The organism is Pseudomonas sp. Irchel 3A7, from assembly GCF_900187565.1.
GTDB lineage: Bacteria > Pseudomonadota > Gammaproteobacteria > Pseudomonadales > Pseudomonadaceae > Aquipseudomonas.
This window is the reverse complement of the sequence record NZ_FYED01000016.1, coordinates 63,197-79,000: the sequence shown is the minus strand read 5'-3', so window position 1 is coordinate 79,000 and position 15,804 is coordinate 63,197. Positions and strand designations below refer to the sequence as shown.

The following is a 15,804-nucleotide window of genomic DNA, read 5'->3' as shown; positions in this document are numbered from 1 at the left end:
GGTGGCGACCTGGGCTTTTGATGGTGTGCCTATCCGCGGTTGCCTTGTGGGAGCGAGCCTGCTCGCGAAAAAAGCCCGGACACCGCGCTCGCTCAGACAGGGCGCGTTATCGTTGACGTCCTTCGCGAGCAGGCTCGCTCCCACAGGGCAATGAGCACATCTGCCAAAGCGAGGTTGGCTATCAGGCCGGCTCGCTTTGGCTTTTGATCGAGGTCCCCGATCAAATCAAAACTTACTTCTCAGCCCGAGCCTTGAGCGCTTTCAAGGTATTGAACGGCGCATCCACCACAAACTTGTTGGCCACCATCGACGGCACGCTGCCACCCGGCTCGGTGTGCACCTGATAGGTCACTTCAACCTGATCGCCCTTCGGAACGAACTTCCAGAAGCCATCGACCTTGGCAACCCGCACGAAACCTTTTTCTTCAGGCAGATACTTGGGCACGCCTTCGAGCTTGCGGGTCAGGCTGCCGTCGGCGCCTTCGAGGGTGGTGATAAGCAGCACCGAATCACGCGGGGTGACCGGCCATGGGGTATTGAACTGGGTATAGGTCCAGCTCTGATCACCTTCGTGCTTGAGCAACTTCTGGGTCTTGCATTCATGAATCCAGGCACAGGCGCCCGACACGTCATCCTGCAATGCACGCAGTATGGCGACGGTGGTTTTCATCAGGGTGACGCCCTGGTAAGCCTTGTAATCGGAACCGGCCACCTCACTCAGGGACACCTTGATGCCGTCTTCATTCTTGGCGACCTTCCAGTCTTCAGCCTGGGCGACCGAGGTAGCCAATACAGCCGTCAACCCACACAGAACAGCCATACGATGCAGCGAACCCATAGTTTTATTCCTTATTGTTGAAGTTCCGTTCGTTCGGCTCGCACCTGCGATCACCTCCAGGTTTTTTGCAGGTGATCGCAGGTGCGAACCCACACATCACGCGGCCGTCATTTGCTCCCACCAGCCAAGCAGCCGGATCGCTTCTTCGCTGCTGCTTCCGCACACCTCGGGGTCGGCGTCGAATGCCGAACACACCGCAGGACGTTCCGGTTGGCCGAAAATGTTGCACAGGTTATCGGCAGACAGTTGCAGGCAACGTTCCCCGGCGGCTTTGCCATTGGGCATACCGGGAATGGGTGAACTGATGGATGGGGCAATGCAACAGGCGCCACAGCCTTCACGGCATTTCATGACGACGAGCTCCTCGCGACGGGCAATGTGTTAAAGGACGGGGCACAGAGTAACCGCTAAAACAGTTGTTTTAAATTACCGGACCGTGGGTTTTTCCCTGTTGGAGGTATGTGACTGACCAGTCTCCGACAAAGCGTCTGTCCGGCGGGTTACAAACGGACTGGATTCAGCGCTTGAACTCGAACTCCAGCGCCGCGCCTTCCACTTCCCGGCGCTCTTCATTGCGCAGTTGCAACTGCATTTCGTTGCTGATCAAGCGACCGTTGAGCTGGAACTGGCTGCTTTTGTCACCGAACATTTGCGGCAACACCGGTTCGCGCTTCGGCAATGGCACGGTACCGACCGGTTTCAATTCCTCGACCATGTCCTCAGGCAGGCTCAGATCCAGGTCGGCTGAAGGAAGTTGGGTCTTCACCACCTCACTGGCCGGCTTAGACTTGGCGGCAATCGGTGGGCGCTTTTTTACCGCAGCCACTTTCTTTTTGACCGGTGCAGTTTTTTTTGCGGGCGTAGTTTTTTTCGAAGGCGTGCCAGCCGCCGGTTTCTCCTGAGCCGAAGCGGCCATAACGGATACCGGCTGAGCACTGACTAACAGGCAGATCAACAACCAGGCGGCAGTACGAATCAGTTTCATGGACCCAACGGCGCACATCGCGCAAACGACAGAGGGGACATATGCTCGCCTGTTGCAGGCGCCGTGACAAGCGCCGACAACAAGTACCCGCCCGCCCCGTCAAAAGCCGCTGGCCGTCTCCTGGCAAAGTTGGGTGGCCAGCATGCCCAAGGTCATCAACGCGCGTTCTGCCTCACGGTTCCAGGGGATGCCACAGTTCAGTCGAATACAGTGATTGAACTGCTCGGTGTTACTGAAAATCAGCCCCGGCGCGATACTGATGCCCTGCTGCAACGCACGCACGTGCAGTTCCTGGGTGTTGACCCGTCCCGGCAGGCTCACCCACAGAATGAAACCGCCGGTCGGCCGGGTCATTTGCGTGCCTTCGGGAAAATATTGCTGCACTGCCAACTGGAAGGCGCTGAGGTTCTTGCGGTATTCCTGACGGATGTAACGCAAATGCCGGTCGTAACCACCATTCTCCAGATACGCAGCAATGCCCATCTGCGTGACGCTGCAGGCCGAATGGGTGCTGAAGGTCTGCAAGCGCTGGATTTCCTGCTGATACTTGCCGGCGATCATCCAGCCGATCCGCACGCCCGGCGACAGGGTTTTGGAAAAACTCGAGCAATAGATCACCCGGTCCAGCCGGTCATAGGCCTTGAGCGCCTTGGTGCGCCCCTGCTCGAACATCAGCTCACCGTAGATGTCGTCCTCGACCACCTGAATATCGAAATCCGACGCCAGGCGCAGCAGCTGTTTCTGCCGCTCTTCCGGCATGGTGCCGCCCAATGGATTGCTCAGGCGTGTGGTCAGCACCAGCGCCTTGATCGACCACTGGTTGGCCGCCAGTTGCAGGGCTTCGAGACTCATGCCGGTGGACGGATCGCTGGGAATCTCGATGACCTTGAGCCCCAACAGATCGGCCAGCTGCAGCAGACCGTAATAGGTCGGTGATTCGGCAGCGATCAGATCGCCCGGTCGGGTCAGCACGCGCAGGGACATCTGTAAGGCGTCGACACAGCCATGGGTTATGACCACTTCCGACGGATCGACCACCACGCCGGCATCGCGCATGCGGATCGCCACCTGTCGGCGCAAAGGCTCGAAACCGGGGCTGAACATATAGCTGAAGGCACGGGGGCTATGGAAACGGGTGACCTTGGCCAGTTGCTGATGCAGGGCCCGTACCGGCAGATAATCGACGCTCGGCACTGCGGCCCCCAACGGGAATACACCTTCGCGGCGGGACTCGACCAATACCTGCTGGATGATGCTGCTGCGGGTGACCAGCCCCGGGCGCTCGACCCGGGCGATGTCCGGCGTCGGCGCGGTCAGGGCCGGCGTCTGGTGCACGTAGTAACCCGACTGCGGCCGGGCGCGGATCAACCCCTGATCTTCAAGGTTGGCATAGGCCTGTAATACGGTGGCATGGCTGACATTGAGCTGCGAGCTCATCTTGCGCACCGAAGGCACGCGCTCCCCCGGCTGATAGACACCTCGGCGGATGTCTTCGGCCAGTTGCTGAGCAATACGTTGGTACAGCAAGAGATTGGTCATGACGCAGCACTCGATTTCACAGGCATTTTATTCTTGTCGGAAACGATACCGGAACAGTTTAGAAGTGTACTGGGACAGTTGCCACAATAGTCCACCATACAGTGCAGTGTCAGCAAGATCTGTACTGCTTTTTTCGGAAAGCATGGGTATTTGCAGGCGTAAAAAAACCCGGCGCTGACTTGGCAGGCCGGGTTTTCCAGTGACGCAACCCTTATCGAGCGGCGCCGAGCTGGCCTTTTTCGTCCGAGAACACAATTTCCACCCGACGATTCTGCGCCCGGCCGCGCTCGGAAGCGTTGGCATCCACCGGGTACTCATCGCCGTAACCTTCGACCTTGATGCGCTTGTCGTCGATGCCCAGGTCCATCAGCACATCCGCCACCGATTGCGCACGGTCACGGGACAGCTTGAGGTTTTCCTGTTTGCCGCCAGTACTGTCGGCATAACCTTCGATACGCACCACACGCTTGGGGTTGAGCTGCAGGAACTGCACGATCTTCAACACCACGCGGTTGGCCGAGTTTTTCAGCTCCGCTTCACCGGTGTCGAACAGCACGTCGCCCAGGGTCATCACCAGACCACGGTCGGTCTGGGTGGTGGCCAACGCCACGATCTGTTCTTCGAGCCATTTGCCCTGTTGCTGCACGCTGAGCAGCTTGGACTCACGCAAGGCCAGTTGCAGGCGCTGCCGCTCCAGTTCGAGCTTCGCGGCGCGCTCTTCGTTGAGCACCTGATTGGTGTGCTCCCGAGCAATTTCGCTGTAGCGCTGGCTCAGGTAAGCGTAATGCGCCACGTCGGACCCACTGCCCCAATAGCTGGACAAACGGTCGGCGCGCGCCAGGGACTCGCCGGCGCGAATCACATCCTTCGGCGCGATTCGCAACACGTTGGAATCTTCCTTGACCTTCTGGAAGTCGGCACCGGCCTGCTGCAAGGCCGCTTCGCTGTGCTGACCCGCGCAGCCGTAAAGGCTCACGCAACCTGCCAGGATCAAGCCACCGATAACTTTCGACCCGAGGCTCATTGGGCATCTCCCAATTGCTTGCGCAGGCGGGCGATGCGGGTGTTGAGCACGTCCAATTGTGCCTCGCTCTTGAGGGTCAGGACCCGGGCTTCAGCCAGACGCGCATCCAGCTCGGCCTGCTCGGCCCGCATGCGTGCGTTCCTGAAGGATTGGTCGTTCATGCTGCCCTTGGCACGGTTGAACTTGTCTTCGGCCAGTTTCATTTCCGGTACTTCATCGGCCGTGGCGCCAACGGCCTTGGCTTGCTCAAGTGCCTGCTCGGTCAGGCGAATTTGTTCATTCGGCGCCGGATCGGCTGCACAACCCGCCAGAGCCAGAACGGCCAGGGCAGCGAAAAGAGGTCGAATACTCACTAAAAATCCCTACTGTTTTGGGGTACTGACAGATTGTTTCTGCTGCGCATTCCAACGTTCGATATTGCGCTGCAGCACGGCCTCGGTCAGTCCGGACGCGGGCAATTCTGTCATCTTTTTGGCCAGCTGTCCGCGCAACCACGGATCGTTGCAGGCTGAGTTATGGGAAACCGCCAGATACAGTCCCGGCTTGTCGACCGGTTGCGCGCGCGCGATCAGGTCATTGGCCATACCCAGGGTCTGCGCCATTGCCATGCCCGAGTAGCGTCCGGCGAGGACAAATTCCACCTCACCCAAAAGCAATTTCTGAAAGGCCTGGGTCAGGTTGGCCGTACGGGACAGGGTCAATTGCTGCTCGGCGAAAGTGCCGAATGCCGAGGTCATTCGAGACTTTTCCGACAAAGCCCCGGTATGACCATGCAGGTCCTGCACGTCGTTGTAGACCAGTGGCGAATCCTTGCGGGTCCAGACCAGGTAATCGTTCTCCAGCAACGGCGGATGAATGTAGTCCAGGGATTGCAGCTCGCTGACCATCAACGGTGCATCGGCCAGCATGTCCATGCGGCCGCTGCGTACTTCGTCCAGGGCCTGAGAGCGTTTGCCGGCATAAAGCAGTTCGACCTTGATGCCCAACTCCGCCGCCACGTGCTGCAACAGATCGGCACTGGCGCCAACCAGCTGCTTGGGGTTTTGCGGGTCTTGCCACAAGTACGGTGGCGCATCCGGGCTGCCGGTGACCACCAGGCGCTCGCACTTGCCCGCCGCGACGGCCAGTCCCGGCAGCAACGCCAACCCCGCAAGCATTGACCAGCCAGATACGCGATGCAGATCCATGGCGACAATCTCCCAATCAAATCCGGAACAAAAAAAGCCCGACCAAAAGGTCGGGCTCTTTATAAGTGAAGCAGCCGGATTAGACCAGCTTCTCCAGCTCAGGGATGGCTTCAAACAGGTCCGCCACCAGGCCGTAATCGGCCACCTGGAAGATCGGCGCTTCTTCGTCCTTGTTGATCGCTACGATCACTTTGGAGTCTTTCATGCCGGCCAGGTGCTGGATCGCGCCGGAGATACCGACGGCGATGTACAGCTGTGGCGCAACGATCTTGCCGGTCTGGCCGACCTGCATGTCGTTGGGTACGAAACCTGCGTCGACCGCGGCGCGCGAAGCACCGACGGCAGCGCCCAGCTTGTCGGCCAGGGCGTACAGGTGCTTGAAGTTGTCGCCGTTCTGCATGCCGCGCCCGCCGGAAACGACGATCTTGGCAGCGGTCAATTCCGGACGATCAGATTTGGCAAGCTCTTCGCCGACGAAGCTGGAAGTACCCGCATCGTGAGCAGCAGCCACGGCTTCAACGGCAGCAGAACCACCTTCAGCTGCAACCGGGTCGAAACCGGTGGCACGCACGGTGATCACTTTGACCGCTGCGTTCGATTGAACGGTAGCGATGGCGTTACCGGCATAGATCGGACGCTTGAAGGTGTCGGCGCTTTCTACCGAGATGATCTCGGAGATCTGGTCAACGTCCAGCTGCGCGGCAACGCGTGGCAGGATGTTTTTGCCGTTGGAAGTGGCGGCAGCCAGGATGTGGCTGTAGCCCTTGCCCAGCTCGGCAACCAGTGGCGCAACGTTTTCCGGCAGCTGATGCGCGTAAGCGGCATTGTCAGCGGACAGGACCTTGCTCACGCCAGCGACTTTCGCAGCGGCTTCAGCCACGGCGCCAGCGCCCTGGCCTGCAACCAGAACGTGGATGTCGCCGCCGATTTTGGCAGCGGCAGCCACGGTGTTCAGCGTGGCCGGGGCCAGCACTTTGTTGTCGTGTTCAGCAATAACCAAGATAGTCATTTAGATTACCTTCGCTTCGTTTTTCAGTTTCTCGACCAGTTCAGCCACCGACTTGACCTTGATACCCGCGCTGCGTGCAGCAGGCGCTTCGACTTTCACGGTCTTGTTGGTGGAGGCGGTGGAAACGCCCAAAGCGTCCGGAGTCAGCACTTCGAGAGGCTTCTTCTTGGCTTTCATGATGTTTGGCAGGGACGCATAACGCGGCTCGTTCAAACGCAGGTCGGTGGTGACGATGGCCGGCAGTTTCAGGGAAACCGTCTGTGCGCCGCCGTCGATTTCGCGAGTCACGGCAACCTTGTCGCCGCTGATTTCGACTTTCGAAGCAAACGTGCCCTGACCGTAACCGCTCAATGCAGCAAGCATCTGGCCAGTCTGGTTGTTGTCGCTGTCGATGGCTTGCTTGCCAAGGATCACCAGCTGAGGCTGTTCCTTGTCGACAACAGCTTTCAACAGTTTGGCAACGGCCAGGGAAGTCAGATCTTCGGCGGATTCGACGAGGATGGCGCGGTCGGCACCCAGAGCCAGCGCGGTGCGCAGTTGCTCTTGGGCGGTGGACGGGCCGACGGAGACGACGACGATTTCAGTCGCAACACCTTTCTCTTTCAGGCGTACGGCTTCTTCCACTGCGATTTCGCAGAACGGGTTCATCGACATCTTGACGTTGGCAAGATCGACGCCGGAATTGTCCGCCTTGACGCGGACCTTGACGTTGTAATCCACAACGCGTTTGACAGCTACAAGAACCTTCATGGATTCCTCGTTACTCTCCGGTGAAAAGAAAGTCGCCTAGGCGAACCTGGCGGTTGATGCTCATGGGGCGCAAGGGCACCTCTAAAAACGCCGGCATTCGTGTCAAGTGACCATCGCTCACGATGTTCATGACCGTTCGTCAGTGGTGACCGACAAGTCATTCAATATCGCGGCGTGTAAACTGCGCGGCTAACCTGAACTGCGCATCACCTTGTACTGCCATCGCCCTGTCTTTAGAGGTGCTCTTGAAACCAACATTCAGCCTACGGCGAGCGCAAAACCGCCCGTATCTTGACCGGAACACCTATTCCGGTCAATACGGCAAAATAGCCGTTCATAACCCGCGTGACTTTGATTTCTCTGGCTTTGAGCCAATTCAAACAAACGTTTGTATTGGACCCTGAGAGTGGTGTAGATATAATGCGCCACCCAAAGAGAAAGGTGGTTGATCGATTGTCCGCTCCCCACGTTGCGCTGGGATTCATGGATGCGACACCAAACCTTAAAAATTAGAAAAAAACTGTTGAGCCTTGAGTAGGAGATAGCCTGTGGAACGCGAATACATGGAATTCGACGTGGTCATCGTCGGTGCCGGCCCCGCTGGCCTGTCCGCCGCCTGCCGTTTGAAGCAGAAGGCCGCCGAAGCCGGTAAGGAAATCAGCGTCTGCGTGGTTGAAAAAGGCTCCGAAGTCGGTGCTCACATCCTGTCCGGTGCCGTGTTCGAACCACGGGCCCTGAACGAATTGTTCCCGGACTGGAAAGAACTTGGCGCGCCGCTGAACACCCCGGTCACCCGCGATGACATCTTCGTGCTGAAAAACGCCGAAAGCGCGCAGAAAATTCCGGACTTCTTTGTGCCCAAGACCATGCACAACGAAGGCAACTACATCATCTCCCTGGGCAACCTGTGCCGCTGGCTGGCCCAGCAGGCCGAGAACCTGGGCGTGGAAATCTACCCCGGCTTCGCGGCTCAGGAAGCACTGTTCGACGAGAACGGCGTGGTTCGCGGGATCATCACCGGAGACCTGGGCGTTGACCGCGAAGGTCAGCCGAAAGAAGGCCTGTACACCCCGGGCATGGAGCTGCGTGGCAAATACACGCTGTTCGCCGAAGGTTGCCGCGGCCACATCGGCAAGCAGCTGATCAAGCGCTTCAACCTCGACAATGAATCCGACGTGCAGCACTACGGCATCGGCCTGAAGGAAATCTGGGAAGTCGATCCGGCCAAGCACCAGCCTGGCCTGGTGGTCCACACCGCCGGTTGGCCGATGGACATCATGGGCACCGAAAACACCGGTGGCTCGTTCCTCTATCACCTGGAAAACAACCAGGTCGTGGTCGGCCTGATCGTCGACCTGTCCTACAGCAACACCTTCCTGTCGCCGTTCGACGAGTTCCAGCGCCTCAAGCATCACCCGGTACTCAAGCAGTACCTGGAAGGCGGCAAGCGCATCAGCTACGGCGCCCGCGCCATCTGCAAGGGCGGCCTGAACTCGCTGCCGAAAATGGTCTTCAAGGGCGGCGCGCTGATCGGTTGCGATCTCGGCACCCTGAACTTCGCCAAGATCAAGGGCAGCCACACCGCGATGAAGTCGGGCATGCTCGCTGCCGAATCCGTGGCTGACGCGCTGTTCGCCGACAAGGACGGCACCGAAGAACTGACCACCTACGTCGATGCGTTCAAGAAGAGCTGGCTGCACGACGAACTGTTCGCCAGCCGCAACTTCGGCCCGGCGATCCACAAGTTCGGCGCCATCGTCGGCGGCGGTTTCAACTGGCTCGACCAGAACATCTTCGGCGGCAAACTGCCGTTCACCCTGCACGACACCAAGCCGGATTACGCTTGCCTGAAACTGGCGGCCGACTGCAAGAAGATCGACTACCCGAAACCGGATGGCAAAATCAGTTTCGACAAGCTCAGCTCGGTGTTCATCTCCGGCACCAACCACGAAGAAGAGCAGCCGTGCCACCTGAAGCTGGCCGACGCGAGCATCCCGATCAGCAAGAACCTGCCGCTCTACGACGAACCTGCCCAGCGCTACTGCCCGGCCGGCGTGTATGAAGTGGTGACCAAGGAAGACGGCGAGAAGCGCTTCCAGATCAACGCCCAGAACTGTGTTCACTGCAAGACCTGCGACATCAAGGACCCTGCACAGAACATTACCTGGGTGGCACCGGAAGGCGCTGGCGGCCCGACTTACCCGAACATGTAAGCCGAACGCCTGAACAAAAAATGCCCCGACCTGTCGGGGCATTTGCATTTCTGAAGCCTGAAAAACAGAACGCCCATAAAAAATGCCCGTATCTCGCGATACGGGCATTTTCTTTTACTGACTGCTTATCGGGTTACAGAACCCACTACAGCAGAACCTGCATCACGACGTTTGTTCTTGATGCCGTAGCAGATCCACATGAACACGACCCACACCGGAATCGCGTACACCGAGACCTGAATCCCCGGAATCAAGAGCATCACGCCAAGAATGAACACCACGAACGCCAGGCAGATGTAGTTCCCGTACGGGTACCACAAAGCCTTGAACAACGGCGTCTGCCGGGTCTTGTTCATGTGCTGGCGGAACTTGAAGTGCGAGTAACTGATCATTGCCCAGTTGATCACCAGGGTGGCCACCACCAAGGACATCAGCAGTTCCAGCGCACTGTGCGGGATCAGGTAGTTCAGCAGTACCGCAATCAGCGTCACCGCGGCCGAAGCCAGGATTGAGCGCACCGGCACGCCGCGCTTGTCGATCTTCGCCAGCGCCTTCGGTGCATCGCCCTGCTCGGCCATGCCCAGCAACATGCGGCTGTTGCAATAGGTACCACTGTTGTACACCGACAACGCTGCGGTCAGGACCACGAAGTTGAGGATGTGCGCGGCAGTGTTGCTGCCGAGCATCGAGAACACCTGGACGAACGGGCTGCCGCTGTAGGAATCGCCGGACGCATTCAACGTCGCCAGCAGGCTGTCCCATGGGGTCAGGGAAAGCAGGATAACCAACGCACCGATGTAGAAAATCAGGATCCGGTAGATCACCTGGTTAATGGCTTTCGGGATCACGGTTTTCGGCTTGTCGGCTTCCGCTGCGGTGAATCCGAGCATTTCCAGGCCGCCGAAGGAGAACATGATGATCGCCATGGCCATCACCAGGCCACTGACACCGTTCGGAAAGAAACCACCATGGGACCACAGGTTGGTCACCGACGCTTCCGGGCCGCCGTGACCGCTGACCAGCAGGTAGCTGCCCAAGCCAATCATGCCGACAATCGCCACGACCTTGATGATCGCGAACCAGAACTCGGCCTCGCCAAAGACTTTGACGTTGGCCAGGTTGATCACGTTGATCAGCACGAAGAAGGCAGCGGCCGAGGCCCAGGTCGGGATCTCCGGTGCCCAGTAGTGAATGTATTTACCGACGGCGGTCAGCTCCGACATACCCACCAGAATGTACAGGATCCAGCAGTTCCAGCCCGACAGGAAGCCGGCAAAGCCGCCCCAGTATTTATGCGCAAAGTGACTGAAGGAACCGGCAACCGGCTCTTCGACGATCATTTCGCCCAGTTGGCGCATGATCATGAAGGCAATGAAGCCGCAGATGGCGTACCCGAGGATCATCGACGGACCGGCGGACTTCAGTACCCCGGCCGAGCCGAGGAACAAACCGGTACCGATCGCGCCACCGAGGGCGATCAGTTGAATGTGGCGATTTTTCAGGCCGCGTTTCAGCTCGCCTGAATGCGAGTTTTGTCCACTCATGAAAAGGGTCTCACGCAAGGTTTGATGATGTTCTGTAGGCGTTGCTGCTTGGAAAAGACGTTAAGCGGCACCGATCAAACCCCAGCGCAGGCACCAGGAGTTCAGCGTATTTACAACGGTCATGCGTCACCTGTTTGTTTTTATCTGTGACGAAATCGAACCCGACACGCTCGTGACGTGGCGGAGTGAACAAGGCGGATAGCCTTGAGGTTTGCGCAGATGCGCAGGAGGTCACAGGTAAAACGCGGCGCATTGTACACCGCCAACCCCCTGCTGCCAGACACCACGGATCAGTGAGTCGTTTGCCGGGATTGCCTGTGTCCGCCCCGAGAGGCTCGGGCGGCTGCAAAAAGGGAGTCAGGCCTTTGCGGGCCATTGACGGGATCGGTAAGAAAACCGGCCCACGCTGAGAACTGGAAACGGATTGCGGCGTTCATTGCGCCTCCTTTTTGTTATGCACCTGCACGACAGGCATGGCGCGCATGACACCTTGCCGGGGCGGGGGAAACAAGCGGGTTAGAGCGCTGCAACTGCATCGATGGATGACATAGGCGGAAGAATTTTCTTACAGCCTTGGCAAGATGACGATTTCACAGGGGCAATCCATGGAGTTCGTAAGTGTTTCTTTACAGGGCGTAACGCTGGTTTTCCGATCTGGACATGGTGGTGCTACCGCTGACGCCTTCGCGAGCAGGCTCGCTCCCACACGGGTATGCGTTCTTTCAAAGAGACACCCCCCCCTGTGGGAGCGAGCCTGCTCGCGAAGGCGGACTGAAAAACACCACACCACTTAAGCCAGGCAAAAAAAAACGCCAACCCGAAGGCTGGCGTTTTTCACGTGAAGCTTACCGCTGCTTCACTCAGGCTTGCGACGCCCAAACCCCGGACGCTGACCAGAACCGGCCGGCGCACCGCGGCGCTTGCCCGACGGTTTGTCGCCATCGACCAGCTTGATCCCCGGACGCTTCGGCGCCGGCTTGGCCGGGCGCTTGGTGTCGGCCGGACGGTCCGCCACCGGCGTTCCGCGACCGGCTGGAGCGCCACGGCCTTCGCCACGCTCGGTGCGACCGTTGGCAGGACGCGGAGTACGTGGGCCACGCTCACCGTCCTGGCGCGCGGCAGGCTTGCGACCCGGACGCTCGCCCTCGATCTGTGGCTCACGGTTTGATCGCGGGCTGGTAGCCGGCTCACCGGTGGCTGGACGCAGGGTCCGCACACGATCCGTCTTGGCCATTGGCCGCGACGATTTACGCTGCATGCGCTCAAGCTTGTCTTTGCTCTTGGCGGTCATCTGCGGCATGGCCACCGGGGTCAGGCCCACTTCAGCGCTCAGAATGTCAACTTCGTACTGGCTCATTTCGCGCCAGCGACCCATCGGCAGGTCGGAGTTGAGGAACACCGGACCGAAACGCACGCGCTTCAGACGGCTGACCACCAGCCCCTGGGATTCCCACAGACGACGAACCTCACGGTTACGGCCTTCCATTACCACGCAGTGATACCAGTGGTTGAAACCTTCGCCACCGGGTGCCTGCTTGATGTCGGTGAACTTGGCCGGGCCGTCTTCGAGCACGACGCCCGCTTTGAGGCGCTCGATCATCTCGTCGTCTACTTCACCACGCACACGCACCGCGTACTCACGGTCCATTTCGTAGGAAGGGTGCATCAGGCGGTTGGCCAGCTCACCGTCGGTGGTGAACATCAGCAGACCGGTGGTGTTGATGTCCAGACGACCGATGTTGATCCAGCGACCTTCTTTCGGACGCGGCATCTTGTCGAACACGGTCGGACGACCTTCCGGGTCGACACGGGTGCAGATTTCGCCATCGGGCTTGTTGTACATGATCACGCGGCGTACCGACTCGGCGGCTTCTTCGCGCTTGATCACCTTGCCATCGATGGTGATGGCGTCATGCATATCGACGCGCTGACCGAGGGTAGCGTCTTTGCCGTTGACCTTGATTCGGCCATGGCTGATCCAGGCTTCCACATCACGGCGCGAGCCGACGCCGATACGGGCGAGGACTTTCTGCAGTTTTTCGCCTGCTGGGCCGATTGGCTGGTCGTCTTTCTGGTCGTTGATACTCATCTGGGCACCTCCCGGTGTGGTCTGTTCAGGCCGGACCTGAAACGTTGAAAACTGTAACTTGGACGAGGGGATCGTCGAAGGGTCGCGAATCATACGCTCATGTCGGCGTTCGCGCATCAGAGACTAGCTGATCGATGCAAGGTTTCTGGCTTTCCGCCGACCGGTGGGTTCAAAATCAATCCCTTTGGGATCAGTGTCAGTCGTCGAATTGGCGGCGTTCGGCTTCGATGGCTTCGGCCAGGGCTTGGGCTTCTGCTTCCTCGTCGCTCAACTCAGGCTTGGGTTGTTCAAGCGCGGCAACGGCGGCAAGCAGTTTTTCACGGGCCTCGGCAACGCCGAGGATGTCGTCTTCCTGCTCGGGTTCTGGCTCAGGCTCAACTTGAGCAGGTTCGATGTCCGGTTCGACGTCGGTCTGCTCCGGATCAACTTCAGGCACCTCACCATCACGCAACAGATCATCGAAGTCGGTCTTGAGCCCCTCCTCCATGCTGTCCAGCTCCAGCAGCAAAGTATGGAAGCTGGTTTCTTCCTTGGGCTCCTCCGGCTCGGCGCTGGCGTCCGCCAGTTCCTGCAACGCGGCCGGTACCGGCGCGTCGTCGAACTCAAGCACCGGATCAGGCTCCAGCTCGCGCAACTCGGCCAGTGGTGGCAAATCATCGAGGTTTTTCAGGTTGAAGTGGTCGAGAAACGCCTTGGTGGTGGCGAACATCGCCGGTTTGCCCGGCACGTCGCGGTAACCGACGATGCGAATCCACTCGCGCTCCATCAGCGTCTTGACGATCTGGCTGTTGACCGCCACACCCCGCACGTCTTCGATCTCGCCCCGGGTGATCGGCTGGCGATAGGCAATCAGCGCGATGGTTTCGAGCATCGCCCGGGAATAACGTTGCGGGCGCTCCTCCCACAAACGACCGACCCACGGCGAAAACTTTTCGCGAATTTGCAGGCGATAGCCGGAAGCGACTTCCTTCAATTCGTATGCGCGGCCATCGCAGGACTTGCCCAGGATGATCAGCGCTTTTTTGAAAACCGCCGGCTCCGGCCGCTCACCTTCTTCGAAGAGTTCGAACAGGCGCTCCAGGGATTGCGGTTTTCCCGAGGCCAACAGAAAGGCTTCGAGCAGCGGCGCCAGCTCGCGGGGTTCACTCAGGTTCATGATTCAACTCGTTATTCGGCTCGGGCTCGCACGTGGATCGCTGCGAACGGCTCATTCTGCACCAGCTCGACCAGGGATTCCTTGACCAGTTCGAGGACTGCCATAAAGGTCACTACCACGCCCAGCCGCCCTTCCTCGGCGGTGAACAGCTCGACAAACGGCACGAAACCGCCGCCCTTGAGCCTCTCGAGCACATCGCTCATGCGTTCGCGGGTGGACAGCGCCTCCCGACTGACCTGGTGGCTTTCGAACATGTCGCCACGGCGCAGCACCTCGGCCATGGATAGCAGCAACTCTGACAAACGCACGTCCGGCAACAGCTTGCGCGCCCGGGCTTCCGGCGCATCGAGCTTGGGCACTACCACATCGCGACCGACGCGACTCAGGCCATCGATACCCTCAGCGGCTGCCTTGAAGCGTTCGTATTCCTGCAAGCGACGGATCAGTTCAGCCCGCGGGTCTTCTTCCTCGTCCTCGACGGTTTCCGCCCGAGGCAGCAGCATTCGCGACTTGATCTCGGCCAGCATCGCGGCCATCACCAGGTACTCGGCGGCCAGCTCCAGGCGCACCGACTGCATCAACTCGACATAGCCCATGTACTGGCGGGTGATTTCCGCCACCGGAATATCGAGGATATTGATGTTCTGCTTGCGGATCAGGTACAGCAGCAGGTCAAGCGGACCTTCGAAGGCTTCGAGAAAGACTTCCAGCGCATCCGGCGGGATGTACAGGTCCAGCGGCATTTCCATGACCGCCTGGCCATAGACCATGGCGAAGGGCAGCTCTTGCTGGGCTCCGGCCTGACTGTCGACGGGTTCTACTGCGGACATCTAGGCCTCGGCCATGAACGGCGCAGGGTCGCCGCAACCGACGCGGATCACTTCCGGCTCGCCGTCGGCGAGGCTGATCACGGTGGACGCCTTGATCCCGCCAAAACCGCCGTCGATGATCAGGTCGACCTGATGTTCAAGCAACTGGCGCATTTCATAGGGATCGGTGAGCGGATCTTCATCGCCGGGCATGATCAGGCTGACGCTCATCAGCGGCTCACCCAACTCGGCCAGCAAGGCCAAGGCGATCGGATTGCTCGGCACACGCAGGCCGATGGTGCGTTTTTTCGGGTGCAACAGCAGCCGCGGAACTTCGCGGGTAGCGTTGAGAATGAAGGTGTATGGCCCCGGCAGATGCGCCTTGAGAATGCGGAAGGTGCCGGTGTCGATCTTGGCAAACAGCCCCAGTTGCGACAGATCGCTGCAGATCAATGCGAAGTTGTGCTTTTCGTCGAGCTGACGCAGGCGCCGAACACGCTCCACGGCAACCTTGTCGCCGATCTGGCAACCAATTGCGTAGGAAGAGTCTGTGGGATAGATCACCACCCCGCCGTTGCGGATGATCTCGACAGCCTGTTTGATCAGGCGCGCTTGCGGGTTTTCCGGATGAATCTGGAAAAATTGACTCACATTCTCTACC

The 15,804-nt window shown here is 59.2% G+C and carries 15 protein-coding genes; 1 reads left to right on the top strand and 14 read right to left on the bottom strand.

Annotation, left to right across the window (positions count from 1 at the left end):
• Nucleotides 1-232: 232 nt before the first annotated feature.
• The 9 genes from CKW21_RS24485 to CKW21_RS24445 all read right to left on the bottom strand — a co-directional run bounded on the left by CKW21_RS24485 (nt 233) and on the right by CKW21_RS24445 (nt 7,332).
• Complete coding sequence (locus CKW21_RS24485) at nt 233-838, bottom strand: START domain-containing protein (protein ID WP_095196460.1); 606 nt, start codon at nt 836-838, stop codon at nt 233-235.
• Nucleotides 839-934: 96 nt separating this feature from the next.
• The gene (locus CKW21_RS24480; protein WP_095196459.1) at nt 935-1,189 is read right to left on the bottom strand and encodes a YkgJ family cysteine cluster protein; all 255 of its coding nucleotides are present in this window, start codon (nt 1,187-1,189) and stop codon (nt 935-937) included.
• 166 nt (nt 1,190-1,355) lie between these two features.
• On the bottom strand, nt 1,356-1,823 hold the full coding sequence (locus CKW21_RS24475) for a translation initiation factor 2 (RefSeq protein WP_095196545.1): 468 nt from the start codon (nt 1,821-1,823) through the stop codon (nt 1,356-1,358).
• Between the two features lie 99 nt (nt 1,824-1,922).
• Nucleotides 1,923-3,362, bottom strand: a complete 1,440-nt coding sequence (locus CKW21_RS24470; protein ID WP_095196458.1) for a PLP-dependent aminotransferase family protein — start codon at nt 3,360-3,362, stop codon at nt 1,923-1,925.
• 211 nt (nt 3,363-3,573) lie between these two features.
• Nucleotides 3,574-4,386 (bottom strand): OmpA family protein, encoded by an 813-nt coding sequence (locus CKW21_RS24465; protein WP_095196457.1) that lies wholly within the window; start codon nt 4,384-4,386, stop codon nt 3,574-3,576.
• Nucleotides 4,383-4,739: a DUF4398 domain-containing protein gene (locus tag CKW21_RS24460; RefSeq protein WP_095196456.1), complete on the bottom strand. Its 357-nt coding sequence runs from the start codon at nt 4,737-4,739 to the stop codon at nt 4,383-4,385. Before CKW21_RS24460 ends, CKW21_RS24465 begins: the two co-directional genes overlap by 4 nt.
• Nucleotides 4,740-4,748: 9 nt before the next feature.
• A complete protein-coding gene (locus CKW21_RS24455) occupies nt 4,749-5,573 on the bottom strand; it encodes an ABC transporter substrate-binding protein (RefSeq protein ID WP_095196455.1) in 825 nt (274 codons plus the stop codon).
• A gap of 79 nt (nt 5,574-5,652) precedes the next feature.
• Entirely contained in the window at nt 5,653-6,582 is a 930-nt protein-coding gene (locus CKW21_RS24450; RefSeq protein ID WP_095196454.1) for an electron transfer flavoprotein subunit alpha/FixB family protein, read from the bottom strand.
• Nucleotides 6,583-7,332 carry an electron transfer flavoprotein subunit beta/FixA family protein gene (locus CKW21_RS24445; RefSeq protein ID WP_095196453.1) on the bottom strand — a complete coding sequence of 250 codons (750 nt, stop codon included), beginning with the start codon at nt 7,330-7,332 and terminating at the stop codon, nt 6,583-6,585.
• A gap of 548 nt (nt 7,333-7,880) precedes the next feature.
• Between CKW21_RS24445 and CKW21_RS24440 the strand changes: the two genes are divergently transcribed.
• Nucleotides 7,881-9,545, top strand: coding sequence for an electron transfer flavoprotein-ubiquinone oxidoreductase (locus CKW21_RS24440; protein ID WP_095196452.1), 1,665 nt, complete (start codon nt 7,881-7,883; stop codon nt 9,543-9,545).
• A gap of 125 nt (nt 9,546-9,670) precedes the next feature.
• On the opposite strand, the gene CKW21_RS24435 is transcribed toward CKW21_RS24440, so the two are convergent.
• The 5 genes from CKW21_RS24435 to CKW21_RS24410 all read right to left on the bottom strand — a co-directional run bounded on the left by CKW21_RS24435 (nt 9,671) and on the right by CKW21_RS24410 (nt 15,794).
• Entirely contained in the window at nt 9,671-11,089 is a 1,419-nt protein-coding gene (locus CKW21_RS24435; RefSeq protein WP_095196451.1) for an amino acid permease, read from the bottom strand.
• An 856-nt stretch (nt 11,090-11,945) separates the two neighbouring features.
• Nucleotides 11,946-13,178, bottom strand: coding sequence for a 23S rRNA pseudouridine(2605) synthase RluB (rluB, locus tag CKW21_RS24425; RefSeq protein ID WP_095196449.1), 1,233 nt, complete (start codon nt 13,176-13,178; stop codon nt 11,946-11,948).
• Between the two features lie 196 nt (nt 13,179-13,374).
• The gene (gene scpB / locus CKW21_RS24420; protein ID WP_095196448.1) at nt 13,375-14,334 is read right to left on the bottom strand and encodes an SMC-Scp complex subunit ScpB; all 960 of its coding nucleotides are present in this window, start codon (nt 14,332-14,334) and stop codon (nt 13,375-13,377) included.
• An 11-nt stretch (nt 14,335-14,345) separates the two neighbouring features.
• On the bottom strand, nt 14,346-15,044 hold the full coding sequence (locus tag CKW21_RS24415) for a ScpA family protein (RefSeq protein ID WP_170948721.1): 699 nt from the start codon (nt 15,042-15,044) through the stop codon (nt 14,346-14,348).
• Nucleotides 15,045-15,164: 120 nt separating this feature from the next.
• Entirely contained in the window at nt 15,165-15,794 is a 630-nt protein-coding gene (locus tag CKW21_RS24410) for an L-threonylcarbamoyladenylate synthase (RefSeq protein ID WP_095196446.1), read from the bottom strand.
• Nucleotides 15,795-15,804 lie beyond the last annotated feature (10 nt).

Excerpts from the sequence above, each read along its gene's own strand:
- CKW21_RS24450 (WP_095196454.1), bottom strand. The coding sequence starts at position 6,582 with ATGACTATCTTGGTTATTGCTGAACACGACAACAAAGTGCTGGCCCCG.
- scpB (WP_095196448.1), bottom strand. The coding sequence starts at position 14,334 with ATGAACCTGAGTGAACCCCGCGAGCTGGCGCCGCTGCTCGAAGCCTTT.
- CKW21_RS24480 (WP_095196459.1), bottom strand. The coding sequence starts at position 1,189 with ATGAAATGCCGTGAAGGCTGTGGCGCCTGTTGCATTGCCCCATCCATC.
- CKW21_RS24485 (WP_095196460.1), bottom strand. The coding sequence starts at position 838 with ATGGGTTCGCTGCATCGTATGGCTGTTCTGTGTGGGTTGACGGCTGTA.
- CKW21_RS24435 (WP_095196451.1), bottom strand. The coding sequence starts at position 11,089 with ATGAGTGGACAAAACTCGCATTCAGGCGAGCTGAAACGCGGCCTGAAA.
- CKW21_RS24470 (WP_095196458.1), bottom strand. The coding sequence starts at position 3,362 with ATGACCAATCTCTTGCTGTACCAACGTATTGCTCAGCAACTGGCCGAA.
- CKW21_RS24455 (WP_095196455.1), bottom strand. The coding sequence starts at position 5,573 with ATGGATCTGCATCGCGTATCTGGCTGGTCAATGCTTGCGGGGTTGGCG.
- CKW21_RS24445 (WP_095196453.1), bottom strand. The coding sequence starts at position 7,332 with ATGAAGGTTCTTGTAGCTGTCAAACGCGTTGTGGATTACAACGTCAAG.
- rluB (WP_095196449.1), bottom strand. The coding sequence starts at position 13,178 with ATGAGTATCAACGACCAGAAAGACGACCAGCCAATCGGCCCAGCAGGC.
- CKW21_RS24465 (WP_095196457.1), bottom strand. The coding sequence starts at position 4,386 with ATGAGCCTCGGGTCGAAAGTTATCGGTGGCTTGATCCTGGCAGGTTGC.
- CKW21_RS24475 (WP_095196545.1), bottom strand. The coding sequence starts at position 1,823 with ATGAAACTGATTCGTACTGCCGCCTGGTTGTTGATCTGCCTGTTAGTC.